The following is a 23,041-nucleotide window of genomic DNA, read 5'->3' on the forward strand; positions in this document are numbered from 1 at the left end:
CTATAACCATGAAAAGAATATTTTTAACAATCGCTGGATTACTTTTGGTCATGTCTGCAACAGTCCTTGCTGCAGAAAAGCCCAATGTCATTTTTATTGCGGTTGACGATTTGAATGACTGGGAAGGTTATATGGGTAATAGCCAGATTATCACGCCAAATATGGACGCACTGGCCTCACAAGGAACATTTTTTAAGTCTGCCCATTGTCAGTATGCGGTATGCGGTCCTTCGCGTGCAAGCGTGATGTCTGGTATGTATTACCACAGCCTGGGTTTTGGTGTTGATGGAGCACTGCAGCAGAAGGACGACGCAGTCTATGACGCGGTCAAAAAGAAAGGATCCTCCCTGATCTATGAATATTTTGCGGATCATGGCTACAAGACAATGGCGGCTGGTAAGCTTCTTCACCATCATGTTCCGGAAGAGACGGTTGACGTTTCTCATGGCCGGGGACCATGGGATTTCAATCGTGATGAAAATGGAAATCAGAAGAGGATGAACTGGTTCGGTTCAAAAGGACTTCTCGATTGGGGACCCATAAATAAACCTGAAAATGAAATGAGTGATTATAAAGCCGCTGAATGGGCAGTAGATCAACTCTCACAGGACCATGATAAACCGTTCTTCCTGATGACAGGCTTTCTGCGTCCACATACACCTTTACATATTCAACAGAAATACCTGGACATGTATCCGCTCGATGAAATTGAACTTCCACCCTATAAAGCAGACGACTATGATGATATTCCCAAAGCGGCCAGGGAAACCTGGAATTCCTATCCCACTACGTCATGGGCGATTGAAAACAATCAGTGGCGCAAGATGCTGCAGGCCTATATGGGTTGTATAACCTTTACAGATGTCCAGATTGGAAAAATACTAGAAGCCCTGGAGAACAGTCCGTATAAGGATAATACCATTGTGGTATTATGGTCGGATCATGGATTTCACATAGGAGAGAAAGAAAGGTTTCAAAAACATACCGCTTGGGATCGTTCGACAAAAGTTCCAATGATTATTATGGATCCAAGAACCGGTCCAACACAAGGTTCAACCAAACCGGTTGAGGCCAACGTTCAGCTGATTGACCTTTACCCAACATTACTGGATCTCTGTGGTCTTCCTGCAAACAAGGCTGTTGAAGGTCGAAGTCTGGTTCCTCTGATAGAAAATCCGGATATTGAATGGGAATACCCTGCTTATACCTTCCGAAGAGAGACATATGCGACGGTAAAATACGGTTCCTATCGGTTTATAGAATACTTTGATGGTTCTATGGAACTGTACAACCACGCAAACGATCCGAACGAATGGAACAACCTGGCAGATAATGATAAATACAAAGATGTTATCGAACGCATGCATGGAATGCTCCAGGAACCTCATGCAAAATTGGGCTACGAGGAGTCTAAGCGGAGGTAATGCGCTGATCCCAAAAGCCAGTTAAATGGCTATGGAAACCACGGTGTTTTTTCAAAAATGAAGGTTAAAAAAATGAAATACAACTTACTGTTATTCTTCATCTTCGCCACTCTTTGTCATTATAGTTATGCACAAGAGAAACCAAATATCTTGGTCATATCTGCCGATGATCTGAATGATTTTCCATCTTATGCGAATCGCTACGAAGGTGCGATTACCCCAAACCTGGACAAGCTCGCCAATCGAGGAATGGTATTTAATAACGCTTATTCTCAATATACATTATGCGGACCATCAAGAGCAAGTTTGATGTATGGATTTTACCCTCATAATCTATCCGGAAAGTAAAATGACAAAACAAACATTAAGAGCAATAGTTGTGAGAATAACAAATAACTTTTCCAAAATAGTTTTAGTAGTAGTTATTTGCTTGGCAATTAATCCAATAAAAGGCTTTTCAGGAAACATTATTGACACCACTGATTACGCTTATTGGAGACAACTGGCGAGCAGCTCGGAAATGTATGGTGCGATGAAAAGCAGTGCCATTAAAAACGCAAAACCGGATGGAACTCCACGTGATGTTTTTGGGGCAAATGCTTTGGCCTATATTCTCGATCCGACAAATAAAAGCAAATACATTGCCCATATTCAAAACAAATTCGAAACCCGAATAAAAACCATGAAAATTGGGACGGGAGCTGCTACTTCTTCTGTGCCTTCACATGAGCTTTTTCACGGGCTTTTAGCGCTGGATGTAATTCGTTACGACCTGGAGCCAGAAGTGCTGGCCGGCTATGAAAAAATCCTTGAGGAAAAAATATTCAAATTGGTTTTAAAGCAATGGCGCCCTCACGGATGGGCCATGCGGATGCTTTGGTACAAATATGCGGGCGACACGGCCAATTTTTTGGAGGCTAAAAAACAGTACGATATTGATTTACGCATTCATTTCTTGCCCGATGGCATATCGCCATCGGGGAGTGGTTATAATATGGAGCGGTTTAATGTGAAGGAACGCGCTGCCAAGAATACCACTTTTGATATTATGGAATACATGGGATTTCATGAATATTACAGCGACAGCGGAATGATTAACATGCATGAAGCCATTTATGGTTACGAAAATTCTCCGTTTGGACGATGTATTTTTTATGGCGACTCACGGGGAAGCCAGATTGCCTGGTCGGTTGAAGATGACGTAATCGTAAGTCCAACAACGGTTAGGGCTGCACGTTTTTCCAACAAGGCCTATAAATATGCCATGTGGACGCTTCGCGAGGGGACCGGTTTAAGGCAGGCAACGCTTAAAGGTTATCTGGCATCGTACATTGTTATGGCTGGCCCGGCAGCACAAAACAATCCTATCGAATTTAATATTGCTGATGCAGAAATGGCTCCCAGTCGGATTTTTGACAATTATGCGGCTTTAATTGGAAACAAACCTTCGCGAGATGCCTTGTACCTTAGCGTTCAAACGCTAACCGGCAAGGAAGAATACCATACCCATTACGAAGCCAATGCCATTGGAATGGCAGGCTATGGCGAAATTCTGCTCCGAAATGCCGGCTACGATGGGCCAAATGCCGATGTAAGTGCTGGTGGTCTTACTACACCTTTCGAATTTATTCATGCGCATGCCGAGTCGGCAAATACCGTGTTAATTGCCGGCGAAAATCATTCAGGCAAATTAGCCGATGGAATTGTGGAAGGTTTTACTGGTGAAGACGTGGAATATTTTCGTGCTTCAAACAGTACCAGCATAAAAGGCGAGCACCTCCGAGATGTTTTGTTTATTCAGCCATCAAATAATGCGAATGGATATTATGTGGTAACAGACCATGTAACTACTGAAAATAAGGGTGATTCGGTAAACGTAGTTTGGCACCCAAATACGGCTAAAACACAAGTCATTCAGGATAAAACAGCATACTTTTCTAAAATTAAGCGTGAGGATGGCGATGTAGGTCCGGTACTATTTGGAGAAAATACCCCGGTATTGAAAACCTTTTTAGGCACTCCTCCTCATTCGGTTCAGAAAAAAGAAATGGTGAACCAAAGTCGTGGTAACCACTACAGAGCCGAATATTTGTACGCTACTTACCCTACCCGCGATAACAAAGCAAATGTACTTACCGTATTATTTCCGGGAGATAAAAATCACAAGGTAGGCGACATGGACAGAATAGTAGCCGGCGCTTATTCCGGATGTAAAATTAAGCAGGGGCCGGTTGTTGATGTAGCTTTAAATTCCGGTGGTATTACACTTGAGCAATACGAACAGGAGTCATTCATGGGGCAGGATATTTTTTACCGAAAGTTGGCCGGTAAGTTACTCTCTTATTTTGTTAAGGGTACATCATTTAAATCAGGTGAGGATATGGAAAATGGTTTTAAGTCGGATGCTCCGCTCGCACTTTATATGAATACAGCGAAAGATGATAAAGGAAGTAGTGGGAAAATTATTTCGTCCGGGGCTAGCGTGACCTTTTATAATTCAGATGTTTCGTCTGTGAAACTAAATGGGAATAAACTTACGAATGTTGCTTCTGGTGAGAATTGGGTTCGTGTTCGTATTCCGAAAGGAACTTATACGATTGAACTTGTAAATAACAGTAATACTAATTAAAGTGTCTTTTGCAGGCTTATTTCTTACGGAGCAAATGTTGGAGAAGGAAGCAACAACGAAGATTTGTAGAATAGAAATAAAAAAAATACTTTACCATGAAATTAATATACATATATTACTTTTTTCTGCTGTTGTTGTTGGGCTGTTCGCCGGCTCAAAAAACAAGCGAATTTTCGACACTAAACGTCCTGTTTATTTCAGTCGACGATTTAAACGACTGGATAGCCCCGCTTAATGGGCACAAACAGGCCATTACGCCAAACCTGGACAAGTTATTTGAACAGGGCGTTGCATTTACAAATGCGCATTGTTCGCAGGCGGTTTGTACCGCATCGCGTAACTCATTGTTAAGCGGTATTCATCCCACAACTTCGGGCTGGTATGCATCAACTGCTGCCATGCGTAAAAACTACAACGAGGTTATGGAAGGTCATGCCATGCTTCCCGAATACTTTAAAAACAATGGCTACAATACCTATGCTGCCGGAAAAGTTTTTCACGATGGAAAATCGGATTACCCCAATAAAACTGACGATTTTTGGACGGATTACGCACCCGAGTTCTGGCAAAATATGGAAGAACATATCGAAAAAGCCGGGTTTGGGTACCGCGGAAAAATGTTTTACCCCTTTACCAAAGATGGCGGACAACTGGTGCAGTTGTATGGCGAAGAAAATATTCTGGAAAATTATATGCCTGTAAACCGCTTTTACTCGCTTTGTGGTGGTCCGCTTGCTGAAGATGAAATTCCGGAAGGCGGAATGTACGATGAGCAGATTGCCAACTGGGCGATTGATAAAATTTCGAAAAAACAGGATAAGCCATTTTTTATGGCCTGTGGTTTTATTCGCCCGCATGTACCTTATACCGCCCCTCAAAAGTACTTCGATTTGTACGATATAGACTCGATAATTGTACCTGAAGTGCCGGAAGATGAATTTAACGATATACCGATGATGGGGAAATCTATTGCCTTTGGAAGGACACCACTTGGAGGCTGGTACGATGTTAAGCGCAAAGCAGAAATTCTGCCGGAACTGGTGCATGCTTACCTGGCCTGTGTATCGTTTGTTGATGAGCAGATTGGAAAAGTGCTAATGGCGCTTGAGAACAGCCCGAATGCCGACAATACAATCATTGTGTTGTGGTCCGACCACGGGCAACATCTGGGCGAAAAACGGCATTTCCGTAAGCAAGCCCTTTGGGAAGAAGCCACACGCGTACCTTTGTTATTTTCGTATCCGGGTATAAAACCCAAAGGTGAGATTTGTGATAAAGCAGTGAGTTTACTCGATATTTATCCAACACTGCTTGATTTATGCCAACTGCCCGAACTGCCAAAACTGGAAGGAAATAGTTTGACGCCTCTGATCGAAAATCCTGAAATGGAGTGGGATAAGCCTGTTTTAAATACCTGGTATTATAAAAACCATGCGGTAAGAAGCAACAACTGGCGCTATATAAAATACCGCGATGGAGGCGAAGAATTATACGACCACCGAAACGACCCGGGCGAGCATGTAAACCTGGCCTCCAACCCAAGTTATGCCGATGTGATTGCCCAACTTCAGCAATATTTACCAAAAACCGATGCCATACCTGCAGGAAAAACGGAATATACACCCGATAAACTCGATAAACGAATAGAAGAGTGGATTAAAAATGACTCAATTCCTGTTTGGTTAAGATAAAGATTGAAAAATAAAACGAATTGATAATGAATAAAATAATAGTAAGGATAATTGCCCTGTTTGTTTTTGGAAGTATAACATTACAATTATCAGCGTGCACAAAAACAGAAATCGAAACTGTTCTCCCGGAAGAAAACGTGTTTCTCATTAATTCCCAAAACGATTTTGAAAAGTGGAGTAATCATAAATTTCCCCCGGGCAGTAAGGTACTTTTTGCTGCAGGTAAATCATTTACCGGGCAATTTATTTTGCGAGGTAGCGGAACCGCTGAGTTACCCAACCTTGTGGCTGCCTATGAGCCGGAAAGCGGAAAAATATATACCGATGAGGTTGAGAATAAGCCGGTGTTGCAGGGAGAAGGAAAACGATCTGCTGTATTGTTACTTAAAAACGGCGCCTTTTGGTCAATCAGCAACCTTCAAATTACCAATACAAATGGCACGGCAGAAAATCAGGGTGAAATACACGGTTTAAAAGTAGTAGCCGAAGATGTTGGTTTAATTGAAGATATAGCTATCCGAAACTGTTACGTCCATCATGTTAATGGCAAGGTGGGAGGCAAAAACACCGGTGGTATTTATGTTGAAGTACGCGGAGAGCAAGTCAAGACTAAATTTCATAATCTGCTAATTGAAAACAATAGAATTGCACACACCGGAGGCGTTGGAATCTCCAATCAGTCGAGCTGGGGAAATATTAAAAGCGATGAATATCATCCGTGGACAAACTTTGTGATTCGCGGAAACAAGGTAGAACATACAGGGCGCAACGGAATAATTGTGCGTTATGCTTTAAATCCCGTGGTTGAATACAATATTCTGGCTTATAACAGCCGTTTTGATACCGGTCACAGCGTCTTCAATTTTAATACCGTTGGTTGCATTGTGCAATTCAATGAAGCCTACGGCAATACCAGTGATAATCCCGATGACATTGACCATGGTGGATTTGATGCCGATTACAATTCAACAGGAACCATAATTCAATACAACTATAGCCACGACAATAACTGGTTTTGTGGAATTATGAAACGCCCGGTTAACACCGATATTACCATTCGTTATAACATTAGTCAGAACGAATTGTTAGGCGCATTTCTGTACGGATTTCCGAAAGAAACCGGGGTAAAGGATGTAAAAATATACAACAACACCATTTATTTTGGAAAAGGCAAAGGAACACGTGTGTTTGTAGCAGCCGGAAAGACAAGAGTACCAACAGAAACAGCTTTTTATAACAATATACTTTATTTCGAAGACAAAGCCGAATGGGGCTTCGAGCCGGATGAAAGCTGCGTTTTAGAAAACAACCTGTATTACAATCTTAACCCGAAAGGGGAAAATGCGATTAACGAAGATCCGCTTTTTGAAAATGCGGGAAGCGGAGGAGTTGATATTGATATGACCAATCCCAACCGATTAGCTGGGTACCGGTTAAAAGCAGGTTCTCCGGCTATCAATTCGGGGAAACAGGCTGATGGTCATGCGGCTAAAGATTTTCTTGGTAATGCTGTAAAGGGGAAACCCGATATAGGAGCCATTGAGTTTCAAAAATAATTTTAAAAAGGGAAGTTTGTTTTGTGGATTTCTCTTTTTATTGGAATACCGTTAACGATAATCTTTAAACAATTATACTTCCATCCGGCCAGGTACCAAATTTCTGTTTTTCAAATTGCATGTTTCCATCGTCGCCTTTGTAAATATTTATCCAGGCCTGCCAGTTTTCGTGGTCAATTTCCGGATAGTCGAGCCGGTAGTGGCTGCAACGGCTTTCTGTCCGCATTATTGAGGCTTTCAGCTTCATTTCGGCACTTATTATCATGTTGCGGGTTTCGTGAGCCAGGCGCAGTTCATGCATGTCGGCAGCACGTAAATGCGGAATATGTGTATCGCGAAGTTCTTCAACATAAGCAAGTGCGGCCCGTAACATGTTTTCTTTTTTAATATAGAGAACAAAGTTTGGTATCATTATTCCCTGCAAGGTTTGGGTTACCCAGGCGGGACTGTAGCCTGCTTCTCTTTTTAAGGGAGCAAGAATTTCTTCCCGAACCTGTTGCTGTCTGGCTTCTGAAAATATGGGGCTTTCTATTTGTTTTGAATATGCTGCAGCGGCTTCTCCGGCAATGGCTCCCTGAACGGCTGAACCAGCCAGCGACGAACCAATCTGGGTATAAATGGCACCGGCCATGTACGAGCCCAGGGCATCACCGGCAGCATAAAGCCCCGGAATAGTGGATTCGCATTTGTCGTTAACCGGAACCAACCCTTCCGATTTATGAATAGACATCCCTGCAGAAGAACCGCCAACCATATTTCCACCCATTCCCGGAGGCGCTCCACCATCACCATCAGGTCCTCCTTCTTTGCGGTTTTTTCCTCCCGGAGGTGGTCCGTCTGGCCTGTTTTTATTGTCTCCATCTGCAGGCGGTCCGTCAGGCCTTCTTTGTCGGTCAAATCCTTCGGGTTTTTGGGGACCTCCTTTTACCGTTGTATTTCCGGCACCCGGCCCCATAGAAACTTTTCCGCCTCCGCTAACATAAGCCTGGTAGTTCATGTCTACACCCAAATCGTGTCGAATGCCTATCCCGGTAGTTCCACATTTTCGGTCGAACATACCGTGCCATCCATCGTAACAGGCAGCTGGATTTATTGCCGAACCACCGTGCCCATCGTTCCATTCTTTTCCGGTAACCAGCGCTCCAATTTCGTAGGCCATGATAGTTCCATCGTGAGTAAGGTCGCAAATTGGAAAACCGTTGGGTTTAAAGCCTCCGGCTCCGGTGCACAAAATCACACTTTTTGCTTTAAAACAATGTACCTTTTGTTCATCGGCACTAAAACCTGCAGCTCCTGCAATTTGTCCATTTTCTTTTATTAAATGGGTTATGGTAACCCGCTCGATTAAAGGAATATTGCGTTTTTTTATTGGGTTGGTAAACGATTTGTTGTACAGCGGCGATTCAAAAAATCCCCACTCACGAAGCTCTTTAACCCTTGCCAGCGAGTGAGCAGCAACCTGCCGGGTATAAACCGGATTATTGGAGCCAATGGCTGATGCTGAAACCTGTGCGGTAAATTCGTCGATACTCATTTCTTCTTGCGTAGCATCGTAGGCAAAAATTCCTTTTGCAAAAGGTGTTTGTCCCGACGAACCCAACCTGCCTTTTGATACCAGCACTACATTTGCGCCGGAATCGTGCGCTTTCACAGCTGCAAAAAGTCCGGCCATTCCTCCACCAATTACCAGCACATCGGTTTCGTATTCGCGCTTTAATAAATCGGTAGTTCCCAGTTTTGTTAAATTTTTGGCCCAGCCCGAAAGTGCTGAGGCTCCTAACATCATTGCTCCTGTTCCGGCTGCTGCAGTTCCTAAAAACCTGCGGCGCGAGATATTGTTTTGTAAATCTTTAGTATTCATTTTCAGGCTTTTTTATTCGATGGTAGAAAATAGGTTTTTAAAAGAAGCAGAATTCCAATTCCTCCTGCTGTTACTATGAAAATAATTAATGGCGTATCAATGTGGCGACCTAGTTTTATTGCATGCCACGAGGCGGTTGCTATAAAAAGTAGGGATAAAATTCCATGGATCGTACGCCAGGTTTTGTATGATAATGGTATAACTTTCCGGAAAAGAGATGTGATGCCAAGAACCAGCATTAAACTCCAGGCTACAATTCCTAAAATAATTCCGGGGTTATCGAAAGTGCTTAGCATTTGAATAAATGCATCTGTTGGGTCAACTCCGGCTTCGTAATAACGTGGTACAATAATTAAGAGTGGGTGAAATAGAAGCACAGTAACAAACGCATACCCAAGGTAACGATGCCAGTTAATAATTCGGCTCATTTTATGTTCCTTAATTATTTTTCGGTTGCTGCGCGCCAGGTAAAATTGCATGAGCATTAATGAAAACGAAACCAGTGTAAGAAGCGAAATCGACTCTTTTAGTACAGATCGTTTGGGTGCATCGCCTAAAGCCCAAAATAGAATTGGCAACCCGATAAAAATAAGGATGGCGGCTATGCGGTTGTATATTTTTATTTTGTTTTGCATTGTTTTTTGTATTTGATTTACCGGGTGCCTATAAGTTGAAACCAAATTGCACGCCGCTAAACAGTTTGTACTTTACCCCCATGAAACGACTACCGGGATTGATTTTTCTGGAGTGATTGTAATTGCATCCACGGGGCAATACATGCGGCACAAATGACAAATCTGGCAATCGGCCGGGTATTTTATCTCTGCCTTTTTCGTTTTCTCATTTAAGCGGATTACATCGGTGGGGCAGGTAGCCACACAGGTTCCACAACCGATACATCCGTTAATACTATTTATAGCCATATTTTGAGTTTTTTAATTGGTATTTATTAGAACGGTCTCTGAATTTGCATCCCCTCGTAAACAGAGTCCCATTCTGGCCTCCAAGCACACTTCTTATTTTTGATATTGTAAAGGTGTTTTCTTTTTGAATGCCATGAAAAAGCAATCTACGGATAGCCATATTTTACTAACGAAATAGGAATTATTTAAGATAAAAAAGGAGACTACTGCCTCCTTCTAATAAATGTGTAAATAAAAGTGGTTATGTCTTTGTTTCTCCTTCTAATTCAAATAACTTTCAACCAAATTGTTTCTGGTTTGAACGTGTGTTTTCAAGGTTTCAACAGCCGAGTCAAATTGCGAATCGTTACTTAAAAACGAATAGCCCGAAACTTCGGCATACACATATTCTTTTATCAAATCGTAATAAGTAGAGTAAGTCGAAATAATATCAGCAGGTACAAATACCTCGTCGATAAATTGTTGCAGATAGCCCTCGTAAATAGCTTCGTATTCGGGTTGTGCAATTATGTACTTTATGAGTGGCCAGCTGCTGCTTACCTCGCTCATGCCTAAACTAAGTGCTCCACCATTTTTGCCGGTTTGAAATGCTTCATTGTTATCCCACGGAATCCAGGTTAACATGCTATTGTCGGGATTGTTGTACAGGTAGTAGTTGTGGGTCATTAAACCATAGGTATCCCAGTTTTGAATGATGTTATTGGCGGCCAGGTATTTCAGAAAAACATCCACATTAAAAACAGCTTCAAGCTTGGTTTTCCAGGCTTCAACATCCGAGGTGCGTTCCGAACTATTGATGATATCGTACAAGGCTCTAACATCTGAATAGTTGGCCGAATCCTCGTTGGTTTTAAGTTCCATTTCGCTGGTGTCGTAGCTTCCACTGGCAAACGAAGCGGCATCGCCATCGGGTTTATATAAATTACCCGAGCCATCGGCAAATTGTGTTTTTATTACCGAATCGTCAACCTCTTCAACAATGGTATAAACGCCATAGTATTGTGGACCACTGCCATAATCAACATAAACTACACAGAAGGCGGTTTGTGGTGACGCCAGGCCAAACTGGCGAAAAAGGTCGGCACCAACTTTCTCGCGCATTTCTGATGCATCGAGGTAGTTGTTTTTAAGGTTTAACTGTTTAAAACCATAAAATCGTTGATTTTTAATGGCCGGGTAATCGTCTTCAAACTCGTCAAAATCAAGTTTAAACGAGAATTTTTTCAAGCCCGATCTATAAGTGGATTGAAGACTTGAGTTACCTTTGTAACGAATGCCAACATGGTACCACTCGGTGTCGTTAAATTTAAACGAGCAGGGGTAGAACGAAGGATCATCAAAATCAAGCGATTCTCCCGGTCGGCTGCTACCGGAGCTTAATATTGATGAAAGGTTGGATTGCATAGAAGTCCAATCATCGCTGTCAATAGTGATATCAAAACGTAAAACCTCGCTTTGGTTAAATACCATATCGTAATTTAGTGTTGCAGCAGAGCTGTGGGTGGCATCATCCCAGTCCGAGTAATCGGTCATATCCACAATTTCTTGTTCTTCTTCCTCCTCTTCTTCTACTTCAGTTACCAGATTTTCGTCGCGACAAGCGGCAAAAATTAGCAATAGAAGGGTTGTTGTAAACAGGCTTATTTTTTTCATTGTGTTGTAATTTTTATTCCCCTTTATGCTCTGAAAAGGCAAAGAATCATCCCTTTGGAGCATTGCAGGACTTGTTTAAAATTTAATTTTGTATCCGATGTTGATAATGTGTTTGTTAAGGTAGTCGGAATTGTAATAATCAAACTCGTAGCTCACACCCAGGTAATTCTTTTTAAAGAGCTTGTAATCGGCACCAACAGAGTACCTTGTTTTGTACAGTTCACCTTCGTTTAAATCCTGAAACAGCTGGACAGCCACATAAGGATTGATTTTAAAGTTGGGGACATCATACTTTACTTTTGCTTTGTAGCGCAAAAACTGTTTGTCGTCAATATCATCGTCGGCATAATTGCTGTACATCAAGCGAAAGGAGGGTTCGAAGCGGCCAAATTTTTTCTCGGCGGTGGCGCTAAAACCGTATCGTCCCATGTATTCTGTATCTTTTTCATCGCGCACATTACCTATTAAACCGTAGGTGGCACCCAATGTAAACAGTTTAGAAGCCTTATACTCCAGCTCGCCTTCAAGTAAGTACTTGTCTAGCGAAAAACTATCATCAAAACGCAACTCGGGGCTTATGGTAAACTTTACTTTTTTTAGCGGTTTAAAGCTTAAGTCGAGTTTTGTTCTGGTCTGAAATTCGTTCTCAACTTCCTGGGCAAATGCAGTAGTTCCTGTACATAAAAGAAACATAACTGCCAGTATTTTAATTTTTGTTTTCATCTTAAAAATCTTGTGATTTCACTCTTAAATTTATATCGAAGCTTTTTTATAAGGGCCCCAAAAAGGGATGTTGTTTCTCTTTATGGGTGTGCTAAGAATGGTTTTCGTCGCTTTTGCCATTCACATTAAAATAGAGTGTAATGTCGGCAACGTCTTTCAAAAAGTCTATTTTCTGAATCTCGTAACGTTTAATATTAATTCCGGTACGTGCTTTCAAATCGGCCAAAAGCACTTCTTTTTTGTCGTCATGTATGTTCTCTATTTTTTCGTAAATCAAACGTATCGAGCCTTCTTGTTTCAGCATTAAGCGTTTTTCAAGCAGCCACAAACCAAAAACAATAGCCGAGTTGGTAAAAATTAATTCAACGTAACTCACTTTTTTGTTGGCCAGGGCATTTATTACCGAAATGCCGATAACAATAAAAAGGTAGGTCATTTCCTTAATGGGGATGGCATCGGTGCGGTAACGTATAATTCCGAAGATGGCAAATAAACCAAGAGCAAAACCGAGTTCGAGCTTAACACTGTTTAGTAAAAAGCTTAAAAGAAAAACAACAGTACCAACGGCTAAAAAGCTAAAATAGAAGTCTTTACGGCGGCTGTTTCGGGCATACATGTAGTGCACCACCAAAAAACTTACAAAAAGGTTAAGGGCCAGGCGCACCAAAAGCTCCGAAAAGTCGCCCACGTTTATCAATTTAATGTCTAAGAATCGAAGGCGCTCTTCCCAATTGGCCAATTCTGTTAATTCTGTCGACGCAACATTCTTAATGGTGTCGATTACTGTTTCTGTTTCACTCATGATTTTTAATTAAAGGTTGTACAAACTGTGTTTTGTGCTGATGGTTTTTTCAATCATCCTGATTTTGTGTTTAAAAGCGTTGCGTTTTATTGAAGAGTCGGTAACCGTTCGGCCAATACAATATTTGCTGAATCCGGAGGTTTTTATCCGGTGGTTGCGCAATGCCCTGGCTAGTGGCGATGCTGCCGGCGAACCATCGGCTTTTATTTCAACAATAACCAGCTCGTTAAGTGCAATTTGCTTTTGTAAGGTTTTAAACTGCAGGTTAAAATCAATGGTGCATCGTTCTTTAAAGTTGCGGTTTACCAAAGTAATGCGCGAAAAATTATTGGTTAACGAGGGCGATAACTCTTCAACAGAAAAAGGTGTTATTTCCTGTAAAAATGAATTTTCTGCTTCGCTGAAATTGTTATTAAATTCAGTTGGAATGCGTTTTTTTATCGTACGGCCCTTATTGTTTTTAAATTTTACTTCTAAAAAACTAATGCCGCTGTTAACATAGCTTCTGCGTCTTATTTTATACCGGTTGAGTTTGCCATTATGGTGGGCAGTAAACATACCATCGGTATCGGTATCGTAATAAATAGTACAGTAAGGAAGTGCTACTTCGTTTTTCATGGTAAGAATAAAGTAATGGTCTTGAACCGATTCGAGCAATTGGTGCAGCTGTTTAATGTTGAACCAGTATTTTGTGTCGGTTCGGTTCATCAGTTTTACCTTATCCATTTCATCTAACCTTATGGGGGCGAAATAATCTGTTTCCTTAGTATTCATAATTGTTAAATATTGATTACACAAATAGTACAGAACTGTTAATTTTTTCCCTAAAGTATCCTTGCAATTATTTATTCTAAAAAGAAATCGACGAATCGGGAGATTTTCCAAACGAGTTTTTCAGATCATACATTTACCTTGCTGACCGGAGGTTTTTTAGAGGTATTCCATTAATATGAATAAAGTGCAGACCCGGATTAGTAATGCAGCTTATACTAACAAAACCACCAAAAAAATAGGAAAACAATACCATTGTTTTCCTATTTAAAGCTGCTAAAAAACCTGTACGCTTTTTTACATTAAGGCCTTGACCTACCTTGTTTCTTTTGTTGTTTTTTCAGGTACGCCGCAAATAATTCTTGTTGTTCATCGCTTAAAACAGCTGTTACTTTCTTCTCCATCGAAGCTTTTAAGGCCTCCATTTTACTTCTGTCGGGGCGGCCGGAACCGGTAGCTTTTTCAACAGCTGCAAAATGCTCCTGGTAAATTGCCAATACCTGTGTTTGCTGGTCTTCGTTTAACTGGATGTCAGCTGCAAGCTCAGCCACCATTTTCTTAATTTGTTTTGAATTTGGAATTGGTGGAGGACCTTGTTGTCCGCCTCCGTTGCCTCCCGGAGGTTGCGCAAAAATAACCGTACTGGTTGCCATTAAAATCAGCATAATTATTACTCCAATGGTAGTCACTAAAAATTTTTTTTTGTCTTGTTGTTCTGTTGTTTTCATTTTGTTAAACTTTTTTGTTCAAAATTGTTGTTTTATTTCCCCATTACTTCCCGGGGTAGACGACTTATAATTGTTTAAACAAGTGCATTGTAGTAGCATTTGCACTTCAAATAAAAGCGATACTGAAATGAAATTTAAATGGAATCTATGAATTTGAAGATTTTATCGACAGATTTTATAACTGATTGCCATTTCAGATAATTTTTCGCTAATAAGCAGTAACGAAGATTTGTACGATTAAACCGATTTGCTACTTTTGATGCGACTAACAACTACCTGTAATTTTGAAAGATAACGCAAATCGAAAATATTGGCAGCAAGTTTGGGATAAGTTTAAAGCTGGCGACCGGTATGCTTTTGAGACCATTTACAACGAATTTGTTGATTCTTTGTATGCCTATGGTTCAAAAATAACGTCGAATAAAGATTTGCTTGAAGATTCGATACAAGACTTATTTATAGATATTTACAAGTATGGGTCGAAACTAAAGAAACCCGAATATCTTGAGTTTTATTTATTTAAAACACTAAAGCATATAATCTTTCGTAAGATTAAAGAAAGCCGGAAGCTTGATTTAACCAACGATTCGTTTGAAGCTTTTAATCTGAAATTTTCGTTGGAAGAAGTGAGTGAAAAGGAAATCCTGGAAAAAAATATAAAACTACTTCAAAACGAAATCAAAAATCTCGATGACCAAAAGCGAGAATTGTTGTTTTTAAAGTTTAATAGTGGTTTAACCTATAAGGAAATTGGTGAAATGTTGGATTTGAAACCCGATACTGTAAAAAAACAGGTTCAACGCTTATTAAAACATATTCAAAACGAGTTGGGGAATAGCTTATTTGAACTGTTTATCTTGTTTACAAAACTGAAATAGGATTTAGTAAAAAGTATCTTTAACCTTGATGGGCAAATTTTTGTTTATAAGCCACTTGTTATTTAGTAGGAAGAATTGCTTACAAATCATTATGAACTATTACAAACTACTTTTTCTACTTTTCTGTATACTTTATTTTAGGGTTTCAGCCCAAAATCATTCGTTTAATAAAATTCCGACAAAAGAAGGGGATGCCAATTTAAGTGTAAGGAGGGTTTTACAAGATAACCAAGGTTATTTGTGGATAGCAACATTTAGCGGCTTGTACAAGTATAGTGGAGATGATTATGTTTATCAGCATCAATTTAGGAATAGCAAACAAATAAATTCGGATGTAACAGCACTTATAGAAGATAACTCTGATAATATTTGGATTGGTACCAACGATGGGTTATCAAAATATAATCCTGAAACCGAGGAACTAATAACTTACCGCCCAGAAGAAAGGGGGGGCAACTCTATTGGGAGCAACAAAATAAGAAGCCTGGCAATAGATGATAATAACCACATTTGGATAGGAACTTACGACAAAGGATTATTTTTATATAATCAGCAAAAAGATAATTTTACCAAAATTGATTTTAAAAAGTACACGAATACTTTCCCAAACTCCATTCGAGCCATCTTTCCTGATAAAGATAAAATTTGGTTCGGCACACTACATAATGGTTTGTATTGCTTTACCTACCAAAATGAAGAAGTTCAGTCGCTTAAAAATTTCCGTGTTGAGAATGAAAGTCAGTTTTTGTCTCATAACCATGTTTACGAAATTTTTAAAGATAATGATGGCACAATGGCTATTGGCACAAGGGGAGGCTTAAATGTCTTTAATACAAAACTGAATAAGTTTGAAGATATTTCTTCTGAGATATTTCCCCCCGGTAGCATGACCAATTATTTTCGATCAGTTTGTCGAGATAGAAATGGAAAGCTATGGATTGGAACCTGGGGAGGATTAATCTTATGCGATTCGTTTTCGGATATAGAAAATGGGAAATACCAACTTATAACTTATAACCGGAATATTTCCAACTCTATTTCAAATAGCCAGATAATGGATATTTTTCAGGATAAATCGGGAATTATCTGGGTAACTACCGAAAATGGTTTAAACCGGTACGACCCTTATTTTAATCAATTTAAACCACTGCATGGACCTGCTATTAATGAATTAAGAGAACAATCGGCAACTGATTTTTATCCCTGGAAAAATGGAATGTTAATTCTTTCGCTTTTCGATGGATTAATTGAAAAACAGGAAGAACAGTTGTTGCCCTTTCTTGAAAAGGATACATATAAAACGAATAACGAAAAGTTTTATTCGCTTCTGGTTGATTCGGAAAATAATATATGGGTAGGAAGTTATAATGGGTTTTTGGTTAAAATAGATGGTAAAACCAAAGCTATTTCAACTTTCAAACATTCTTCCAACAACATTCCTATATACTCAATTAACGAACTCCAAAAAAACACACTTGCTATTGGTACTTTTGGTGAGGGGTTAAAATATTTTGATATAAAAACCGGAAAATTTCGGGAAGAAAAAGGACTATCATCTGGAATCCAAATTAATGCTATTCATTGCGATTCGAAAAACAGAATGTGGGTAGCCACCGAAACAGGTATTTTTAAGAAAGATAAGAATAGTAACTCGTTCCACTATTACTTGCCCGATAATCCCGATTCAATATTAAATCCAAATATTTTTATTGCTATAGCAGAATCAGAAAGTAACGAAATTTTTATAGGAGGCCGAAACGGCTTATACATTTACAACGAAAATACAAAATCGTTTTCCACTAAAACTTTCGATAAGCAAAACCAGCTTTGGGTAACCAATTTACAATTCGATTCGGAACAAAACCTTTGGTTGAATCTGAATTTCAACAAAATTGCGAAATGGGATAGAGGTACAAACCTCCTTATTCCCTTTAATGTAAACAATGGAATTAGAAGTAGTTCATACAACCGGCGCGGTTTTTTTATTGATAAAAACGACCGTATTTTGATTAGTGGATTTGACCAAATATTTGAATTTGATGCAACAAAACCGGTTATAAATAACTATTCTCCCACCCCTGTTTTTACCAATTTACTTATTAATAACATCGATATTCATACCGATACCAGGTTAAACGACCAGCAGATAATTAAACGTAATATTGCTTTTGAAGAAAAGATAGAGTTGAACTCCCGTAACAAAGATTTTTCGGTATCGTTTACTTCTTCTTCTTATCTTAATATGCGCGAAAATAAATACCGGTATATGTTGCATGGCTACGATAAAGAGTGGCATATTGGCAAAGAGCGTACAGCGCGTTATACCAACCTACGTCCCGGGCGGTATACTTTTGAGGTATATAGTGCCAATAACGATGGTGTATGGTGCACAAAGCCGGCCCGCTTACAAATGAGAATAAAACCTGCTCCACTTTTGAGTTTTTATGCTTTTACTTTGTATATCATTGCTTTTATAATAATTCTATATTTTTCGAGGCGCATAATATTAGCTCGAATGAAGCTTAAGAAAGAGTTACTTGTAGAGAAGGTAAAACGCGACAAAGAGGAAAAATTTCACCAGGAACGTTTACGGTTTTATACAAATATTTCGCACGAACTGCGCACGCCACTTTCTTTAATTTTGGGACCAACAAAACAGTTAATTTCATCAGATAAGCCTATTCCTCCAAGCTCAAGGTTACTTCAACTTGTAATGAACAATTCGCAGCGCATGCTTTCGTTGGTTAACCAACTTTTAGATTTCAGAAAATCCTTGCATCAAGGAATGAAACTAAAAGTGACCCGTACCAATTTGGTTGAAATTATTGAATCGAATATTGAGGCATTTGCATACATGGCTGAAGAAAAACACATTCATGTTGAATTTAAAAGCTCCGAACGAAAACTTAATGGTTGGTTCGATTTAGAAAAACTGGATATAATTCTCTTTAATATTTTGTCGAATGCTTTTAAATATACTCCCGATTATGGTTTGGTAAACCTCGAACTTAATATGTTAGAAGCAAACAAAAATATGCAAACTCAGCATGTTGAGTTGAAAATATCCAATACAGGGAAAGGCATTCCCCAGAAATTGCAGGAAAAAGTTTTCGAACGTTATTTCCAGGTTTCAGATGCGGTAAAGTCAAGCAATATAAATACCGGAACCGGAACCGGAATTGGGCTTGCGCTTGTTAAAAATGTTGTTGAACTGCACCATGGCAAAATTGCATTAGAGAGTATTCCCGGAGAATCGACAACTTTTACCATTATTTTACCGGTTAATAAAAATGATTATTCGGAAGAAGAAATATTTGATTTTTCTCGTGATGCAGATCGTAGAACAAAAGAGTTGATTAAAACCATTGATGCAAGAAAAGAAGAAACTTTTTACAATAAGAAAGATGCAGAGAAAAAGAAACTTTTAATTGTGGAAGATAACCAGGAGTTGCGCGATTATCTTGCCGGTTTTTTAAGTCAGGAATACAAAGTGTACGCTGCAACAAATGGGGAAGAAGGATTGGAGAGATGCAAAGAAAAAAATCCGGATATGGTAGTTTCCGATATAATGATGGAAAACATGGATGGATTACAATTTTGTAAAACGCTAAAATCTACACCCGAAATTAGCCATATTCCTGTAATTTTAATGACGGCGCTTGCAAGCGTTGAAAATAAGTTAGAAGGGTACAAAACCGGTGCCGACGATTATATTACCAAACCCTTTGACCCTGAATTGCTAAGAATCAGAATAGAGAAGATATTGGAAAACCTCACAAATTTGAAAAAGAAATTTGGTAAGGATTTCAACCTTTCGTCAAAAGAATTAACAGTTTCCAAAATTGATGAAGAATTTTTAAACAAGGTAATTGCCTTAATTGAAGAAAATATTGATAATTCAAGTTTTGATATTGATTCTTTTTGTAAAAACCTTGGAATAAGTTCCTCACAACTATATCGAAAAATTAAAAGTATAACAGGCGTTTCGCCAAATGAGTTTATACGGACTTTTCGTTTAAGAAAAGCTGCCGAGTTGATATTGGAATCGAAACTAAGCATTTCTGAAATTGCATATAAAGTTGGTTTTAACGATGCCCTTTATTTTAGTAAGTGCTTTAAAAAACAATTCGGAACTTCTCCAAGTAAATATATTTACAAGTCTTAATTAGTTGGTTGTTAAGCTATTGTCGCATTGTGGGTGATTCCTCCATGTAATGGGGTGATATCTCCATGCCCAAATTTTAACTTCTTTTTACGTTTGAGCCTGTAAACTTTAATAAAACTAAATTCAAGATTGCTTATGGTGTGTCAAATTTCATCTTTTGTACCGTTCGGGAAAATCTCAGTATTCAATAAACCATTTTACAAACAAAACTAATTTTTTATGAAACGACTATTAGGAATTACCCTGGCAGTTGCCTTTATGCTATGTTTAGGCAATTTGGTTTGGGCTCAAAAACGAACCGTTACAGGTTCGGTAAACGATCAGGATGGCATAAGCCTGCCTGGTGTTACAGTAATTGAGAAAGGTACCACAAATGGTACTGTTACTGATGTTGATGGTAACTTTTCGATTTCTGTTTCTGCTGATGCAGAAGCCTTGCAATTTTCTTTTGTAGGTATGAAGCTTCAGGAGGTTGTTCTTGGAACTGCAAGTACATATAATGTTACAATGGAACAAGATGCCATTGGTATCGAAGAAGTTGTTGCAATAGGTTACGGTTCGATGAAGAAGAGTGACCTAACGGGGGCAGTCGCATCGGTGGCATCCGAAGACATTATCCGTGTTACTCCAACGCAAGCTGCCAAAGCTATTCAAGGTCAGGTGGCAGGGGTTACCGTTAAAAAATCGAGCGGAAGACCTGGAGCCGGATACGATTTAAATATCAGGGGACTTAACTCAATCAACTACGACAACTCTCCGTTGGTGGTTATCGATGGTGTTATGGGAGGCGATATTAATGTGTTGAACCCTTCCGATATTGAAACAATGGATGTTTTGAAAGATGCTTCGGCTACTGCAATTTACGGATCGCGTGGTGCAAATGGAGTAATTATTATTACTACCAAAAGAGGTTCGAAAGGCGAGCCACAAGTTACGTATAACGGTTACGCCGGAGTAAAAGTACCTGCACATTTACCCGACATGATGAATGCTCAGGAATTTTATGAGATGGCAGCAATCGACAAAGTGTTAAACGGAGGTACTTCAAGGTCTTTTAGTTCAACCGAGATTGATAACTACGAATCGGGAAGAAGTGTGGATTGGATTGACGAGGTGACCGACCCAAGTTTACAAACCAATCATTCAGTTTCGGTAGCCGGTGGTGGCGATAATACCAATTACCATTTTTCAACCGGTTATTTAAAAGAAGGTGGTAGTTTGAAGAATACTAAATACGAGCGTTACAATATTAAAGGTAGTTTAGACAGTGAACTGAATGATGTTGTAAAAGTTGGATTTAATGCAAATTACAGCTTTGGTAAACAGAATCTTGGATCGAATGAAGCCATTCGAAGTGCTTTTAGGGCGCGTCCTACAGGTGTTATTATGTACGACGATATTCTTAACCCTGATGAAAATCAGGATACTGACTGGAATGGTTATGCTGCCTGGATGGGAATTAACGATAAACAGGTTTTAAATCCACTTATCGAAATGGATCCGGAGAACTTTCAGGATGAAACCCGTTCAAATACTTTCTTTGGAAATGCGTATATCGAGCTTACTCCCTTAAAAGGTCTGTCAATACGTTCGCAATTGTCAGCCAATGTTTACAACGAAAGATTTGGACAGTATAGAGGAACATATACAAAATCGCAAAAAACTACCAGAGCCCCAAGAGCTTATTATAATACCAAGCAAATTTCTAACTATACTTTAGATAATATTGTTACCTACAAAACATCAGCAGGAGAGCATGACTTTACTTTAACAGGTGTGCAAAGTGCTTTCCAAACGCGTACCGAATCTATGGAAAGTCAGGTTGATGATCTTCCATATAATTCACTTTGGTACGCAATTGGTACTGGCGAAACGATTTCAAAATTAACAACTAATCTGACCGAACGATCATTGCTTTCGTTTATGGGGCGCATTATTTATGGTTTTAAAGATAAATACCTTGTAACCTTAACCAATCGTTGGGATGGTGCATCGCAATTAAGTGATGGAAATAAATGGGACTTTTTCCCATCAGCAGCCGTTGCATGGCGAGTTAGCGACGAACCTTTTATGGAGAGTGTGGAAAATATTTCATCGTTAAAAATGAGAGTAAGTTATGGTTTAGTTGGCAACAGTGCTGTTAGTGCATACAGTACGCAGGCTAGTTTAACAAATACCGCTTACGATTTTGATGGTACTGCTGCCTATGGTTTTGCCCCAGCAAATTTGGCCGACAAATCGTTAAAATGGGAAAAGAGTAAGGAAATAAACCTGGGTATTGATTTGGGGTTAATGGATAACCGAATTACAACTTCAATAGAATTGTACAAAAGGAATACAGTTGATTTAATTTACGATGAACAAATTCCTAATTCAACTGGATTTAGCGAGGTTACCACAAACATTGGCGAGGTACAAAATAAGGGCATCGAAATAATGTTGAATACGGTTAATATTAAAACCGATAGATTTTCGTGGACAACCAATTTGACCTTTTCTACGAATAAAAACGAGGTTGTTTCAATTGGTAGCGATGGAATTTTACAAGACATTAGCACCGGCTTATTTGTGGGAGAAGCATTAGACGTACATTATGGGTATGAATTTGATGGAATTTGGCAATTGGACGAAGCTGACGCTGCAGCCGTTTATGGTCAGGTACCAGGTGCCGTTCGCGTTGTAGACCAAAATAATGACGATCAAATTTCAACTGGAACTGATATTGATGACCGTATTATTTTAGGCTCGGAACAAGCAAAATGGATTGGTGGTATGACCAATAAGTTCACTTTTGATAATTTCGACTTATCCTTTTTAGTTTATACCAGTCAGGGAGCAATGTATCGTAACTCAATGCTTTCGGGAACAATGGGAGATGTTAACGGTACACGATACAACGTACTTAACCTCAATTACTGGACAATCAATAATCCATCGAACGAGTATTATGGTCCTGGGGTATCAAATCCTTACCGTTCAGCAATTCAGTATCAAGATGCTAGCTTTATTCGTATTTCAGATATTACTTTGGGGTACACGCTACCAAAAACATTGCTCGATCGTTGGCACATGAGCCATGTACGACTTTATGCGCAGGTAACTAATCCTTTTGTATTTCACGATTTTGACGGAACCGATCCTGAATACAACACCAGCTTATATAACGATGATGTATCGTCAGCAACTTATCTGTTTGGTGTAAAGGTTACTTTCTAATCTAGCTATAAACAATAAAAT

General features: G+C 39.4%; 16 protein-coding genes. 8 read left to right on the forward strand and 8 right to left on the reverse strand.

Translation table 11 applies throughout. The features are described from left to right. Positions 1–8: 8 nt before the first annotated feature. The 5 genes from QZ574_RS09935 (at position 9) to QZ574_RS09955 (ending at position 7,300) form a co-directional block, all read left to right on the forward strand. Entirely contained in the window at positions 9–1,424 is a 1,416-nt protein-coding gene (locus tag QZ574_RS09935) for a sulfatase (RefSeq protein WP_297089327.1), read from the forward strand. Positions 1,425–1,496: 72 nt separating this feature from the next. Further along, positions 1,497–1,772, forward strand: a complete 276-nt coding sequence (locus QZ574_RS09940) for a sulfatase-like hydrolase/transferase (protein WP_297089328.1) — start codon at positions 1,497–1,499, stop codon at positions 1,770–1,772. Between the two features lie 31 nt (positions 1,773–1,803). Next, a complete protein-coding gene (locus QZ574_RS09945; protein ID WP_297089329.1) occupies positions 1,804–4,053 on the forward strand; it encodes a hypothetical protein in 2,250 nt (749 codons plus the stop codon). 95 nt (positions 4,054–4,148) lie between these two features. Continuing rightward, the gene (locus QZ574_RS09950) at positions 4,149–5,744 is read left to right on the forward strand and encodes a sulfatase (protein ID WP_297089330.1); all 1,596 of its coding nucleotides are present in this window, start codon (positions 4,149–4,151) and stop codon (positions 5,742–5,744) included. A 26-nt stretch (positions 5,745–5,770) separates the two neighbouring features. Continuing rightward, positions 5,771–7,300, forward strand: a complete 1,530-nt coding sequence (locus QZ574_RS09955; RefSeq protein WP_297089331.1) for a right-handed parallel beta-helix repeat-containing protein — start codon at positions 5,771–5,773, stop codon at positions 7,298–7,300. A gap of 64 nt (positions 7,301–7,364) precedes the next feature. Here QZ574_RS09955 and QZ574_RS09960 read toward each other — a convergent pair whose 3' ends face one another. From QZ574_RS09960 to QZ574_RS09995, 8 genes are all read right to left on the reverse strand, one after another. Continuing rightward, positions 7,365–9,161: an FAD-dependent oxidoreductase gene (locus QZ574_RS09960; RefSeq protein WP_297089332.1), complete on the reverse strand. Its 1,797-nt coding sequence runs from the start codon at positions 9,159–9,161 to the stop codon at positions 7,365–7,367. A gap of 2 nt (positions 9,162–9,163) precedes the next feature. After that, the gene (locus QZ574_RS09965; protein ID WP_297089333.1) at positions 9,164–9,796 is read right to left on the reverse strand and encodes a ferric reductase-like transmembrane domain-containing protein; all 633 of its coding nucleotides are present in this window, start codon (positions 9,794–9,796) and stop codon (positions 9,164–9,166) included. Between the two features lie 72 nt (positions 9,797–9,868). Next, positions 9,869–10,084 (reverse strand): 4Fe-4S dicluster domain-containing protein, encoded by a 216-nt coding sequence (locus QZ574_RS09970; protein ID WP_297089334.1) that lies wholly within the window; start codon positions 10,082–10,084, stop codon positions 9,869–9,871. 261 nt (positions 10,085–10,345) lie between these two features. Then, entirely contained in the window at positions 10,346–11,737 is a 1,392-nt protein-coding gene (locus QZ574_RS09975; RefSeq protein ID WP_297089335.1) for a CotH kinase family protein, read from the reverse strand. A gap of 75 nt (positions 11,738–11,812) precedes the next feature. After that, entirely contained in the window at positions 11,813–12,460 is a 648-nt protein-coding gene (locus tag QZ574_RS09980; protein WP_297089336.1) for a DUF2490 domain-containing protein, read from the reverse strand. Positions 12,461–12,551: 91 nt separating this feature from the next. Further along, positions 12,552–13,262 (reverse strand): DUF4956 domain-containing protein, encoded by a 711-nt coding sequence (locus QZ574_RS09985; protein ID WP_297089337.1) that lies wholly within the window; start codon positions 13,260–13,262, stop codon positions 12,552–12,554. A 9-nt stretch (positions 13,263–13,271) separates the two neighbouring features. Continuing rightward, positions 13,272–14,036 (reverse strand): polyphosphate polymerase domain-containing protein, encoded by a 765-nt coding sequence (locus QZ574_RS09990; protein ID WP_297089338.1) that lies wholly within the window; start codon positions 14,034–14,036, stop codon positions 13,272–13,274. A 299-nt stretch (positions 14,037–14,335) separates the two neighbouring features. After that, positions 14,336–14,761: a hypothetical protein gene (locus tag QZ574_RS09995; protein ID WP_297089339.1), complete on the reverse strand. Its 426-nt coding sequence runs from the start codon at positions 14,759–14,761 to the stop codon at positions 14,336–14,338. Between the two features lie 284 nt (positions 14,762–15,045). On the opposite strand from QZ574_RS09995, the gene QZ574_RS10000 reads away from it, so the two are divergent. From QZ574_RS10000 to QZ574_RS10010, 3 genes are all read left to right on the forward strand, one after another. Further along, on the forward strand, positions 15,046–15,639 hold the full coding sequence (locus QZ574_RS10000; RefSeq protein ID WP_297089340.1) for a sigma-70 family RNA polymerase sigma factor: 594 nt from the start codon (positions 15,046–15,048) through the stop codon (positions 15,637–15,639). Between the two features lie 91 nt (positions 15,640–15,730). Continuing rightward, complete coding sequence (locus QZ574_RS10005) at positions 15,731–19,804, forward strand: two-component regulator propeller domain-containing protein (protein WP_297089341.1); 4,074 nt, start codon at positions 15,731–15,733, stop codon at positions 19,802–19,804. Between the two features lie 219 nt (positions 19,805–20,023). Continuing rightward, entirely contained in the window at positions 20,024–23,020 is a 2,997-nt protein-coding gene (locus tag QZ574_RS10010) for a TonB-dependent receptor (RefSeq protein WP_297089342.1), read from the forward strand. Positions 23,021–23,041 lie beyond the last annotated feature (21 nt).

The sequence above is a fragment of the uncultured Draconibacterium sp. genome (assembly GCF_913063105.1).
GTDB lineage: Bacteria > Bacteroidota > Bacteroidia > Bacteroidales > Prolixibacteraceae > Draconibacterium.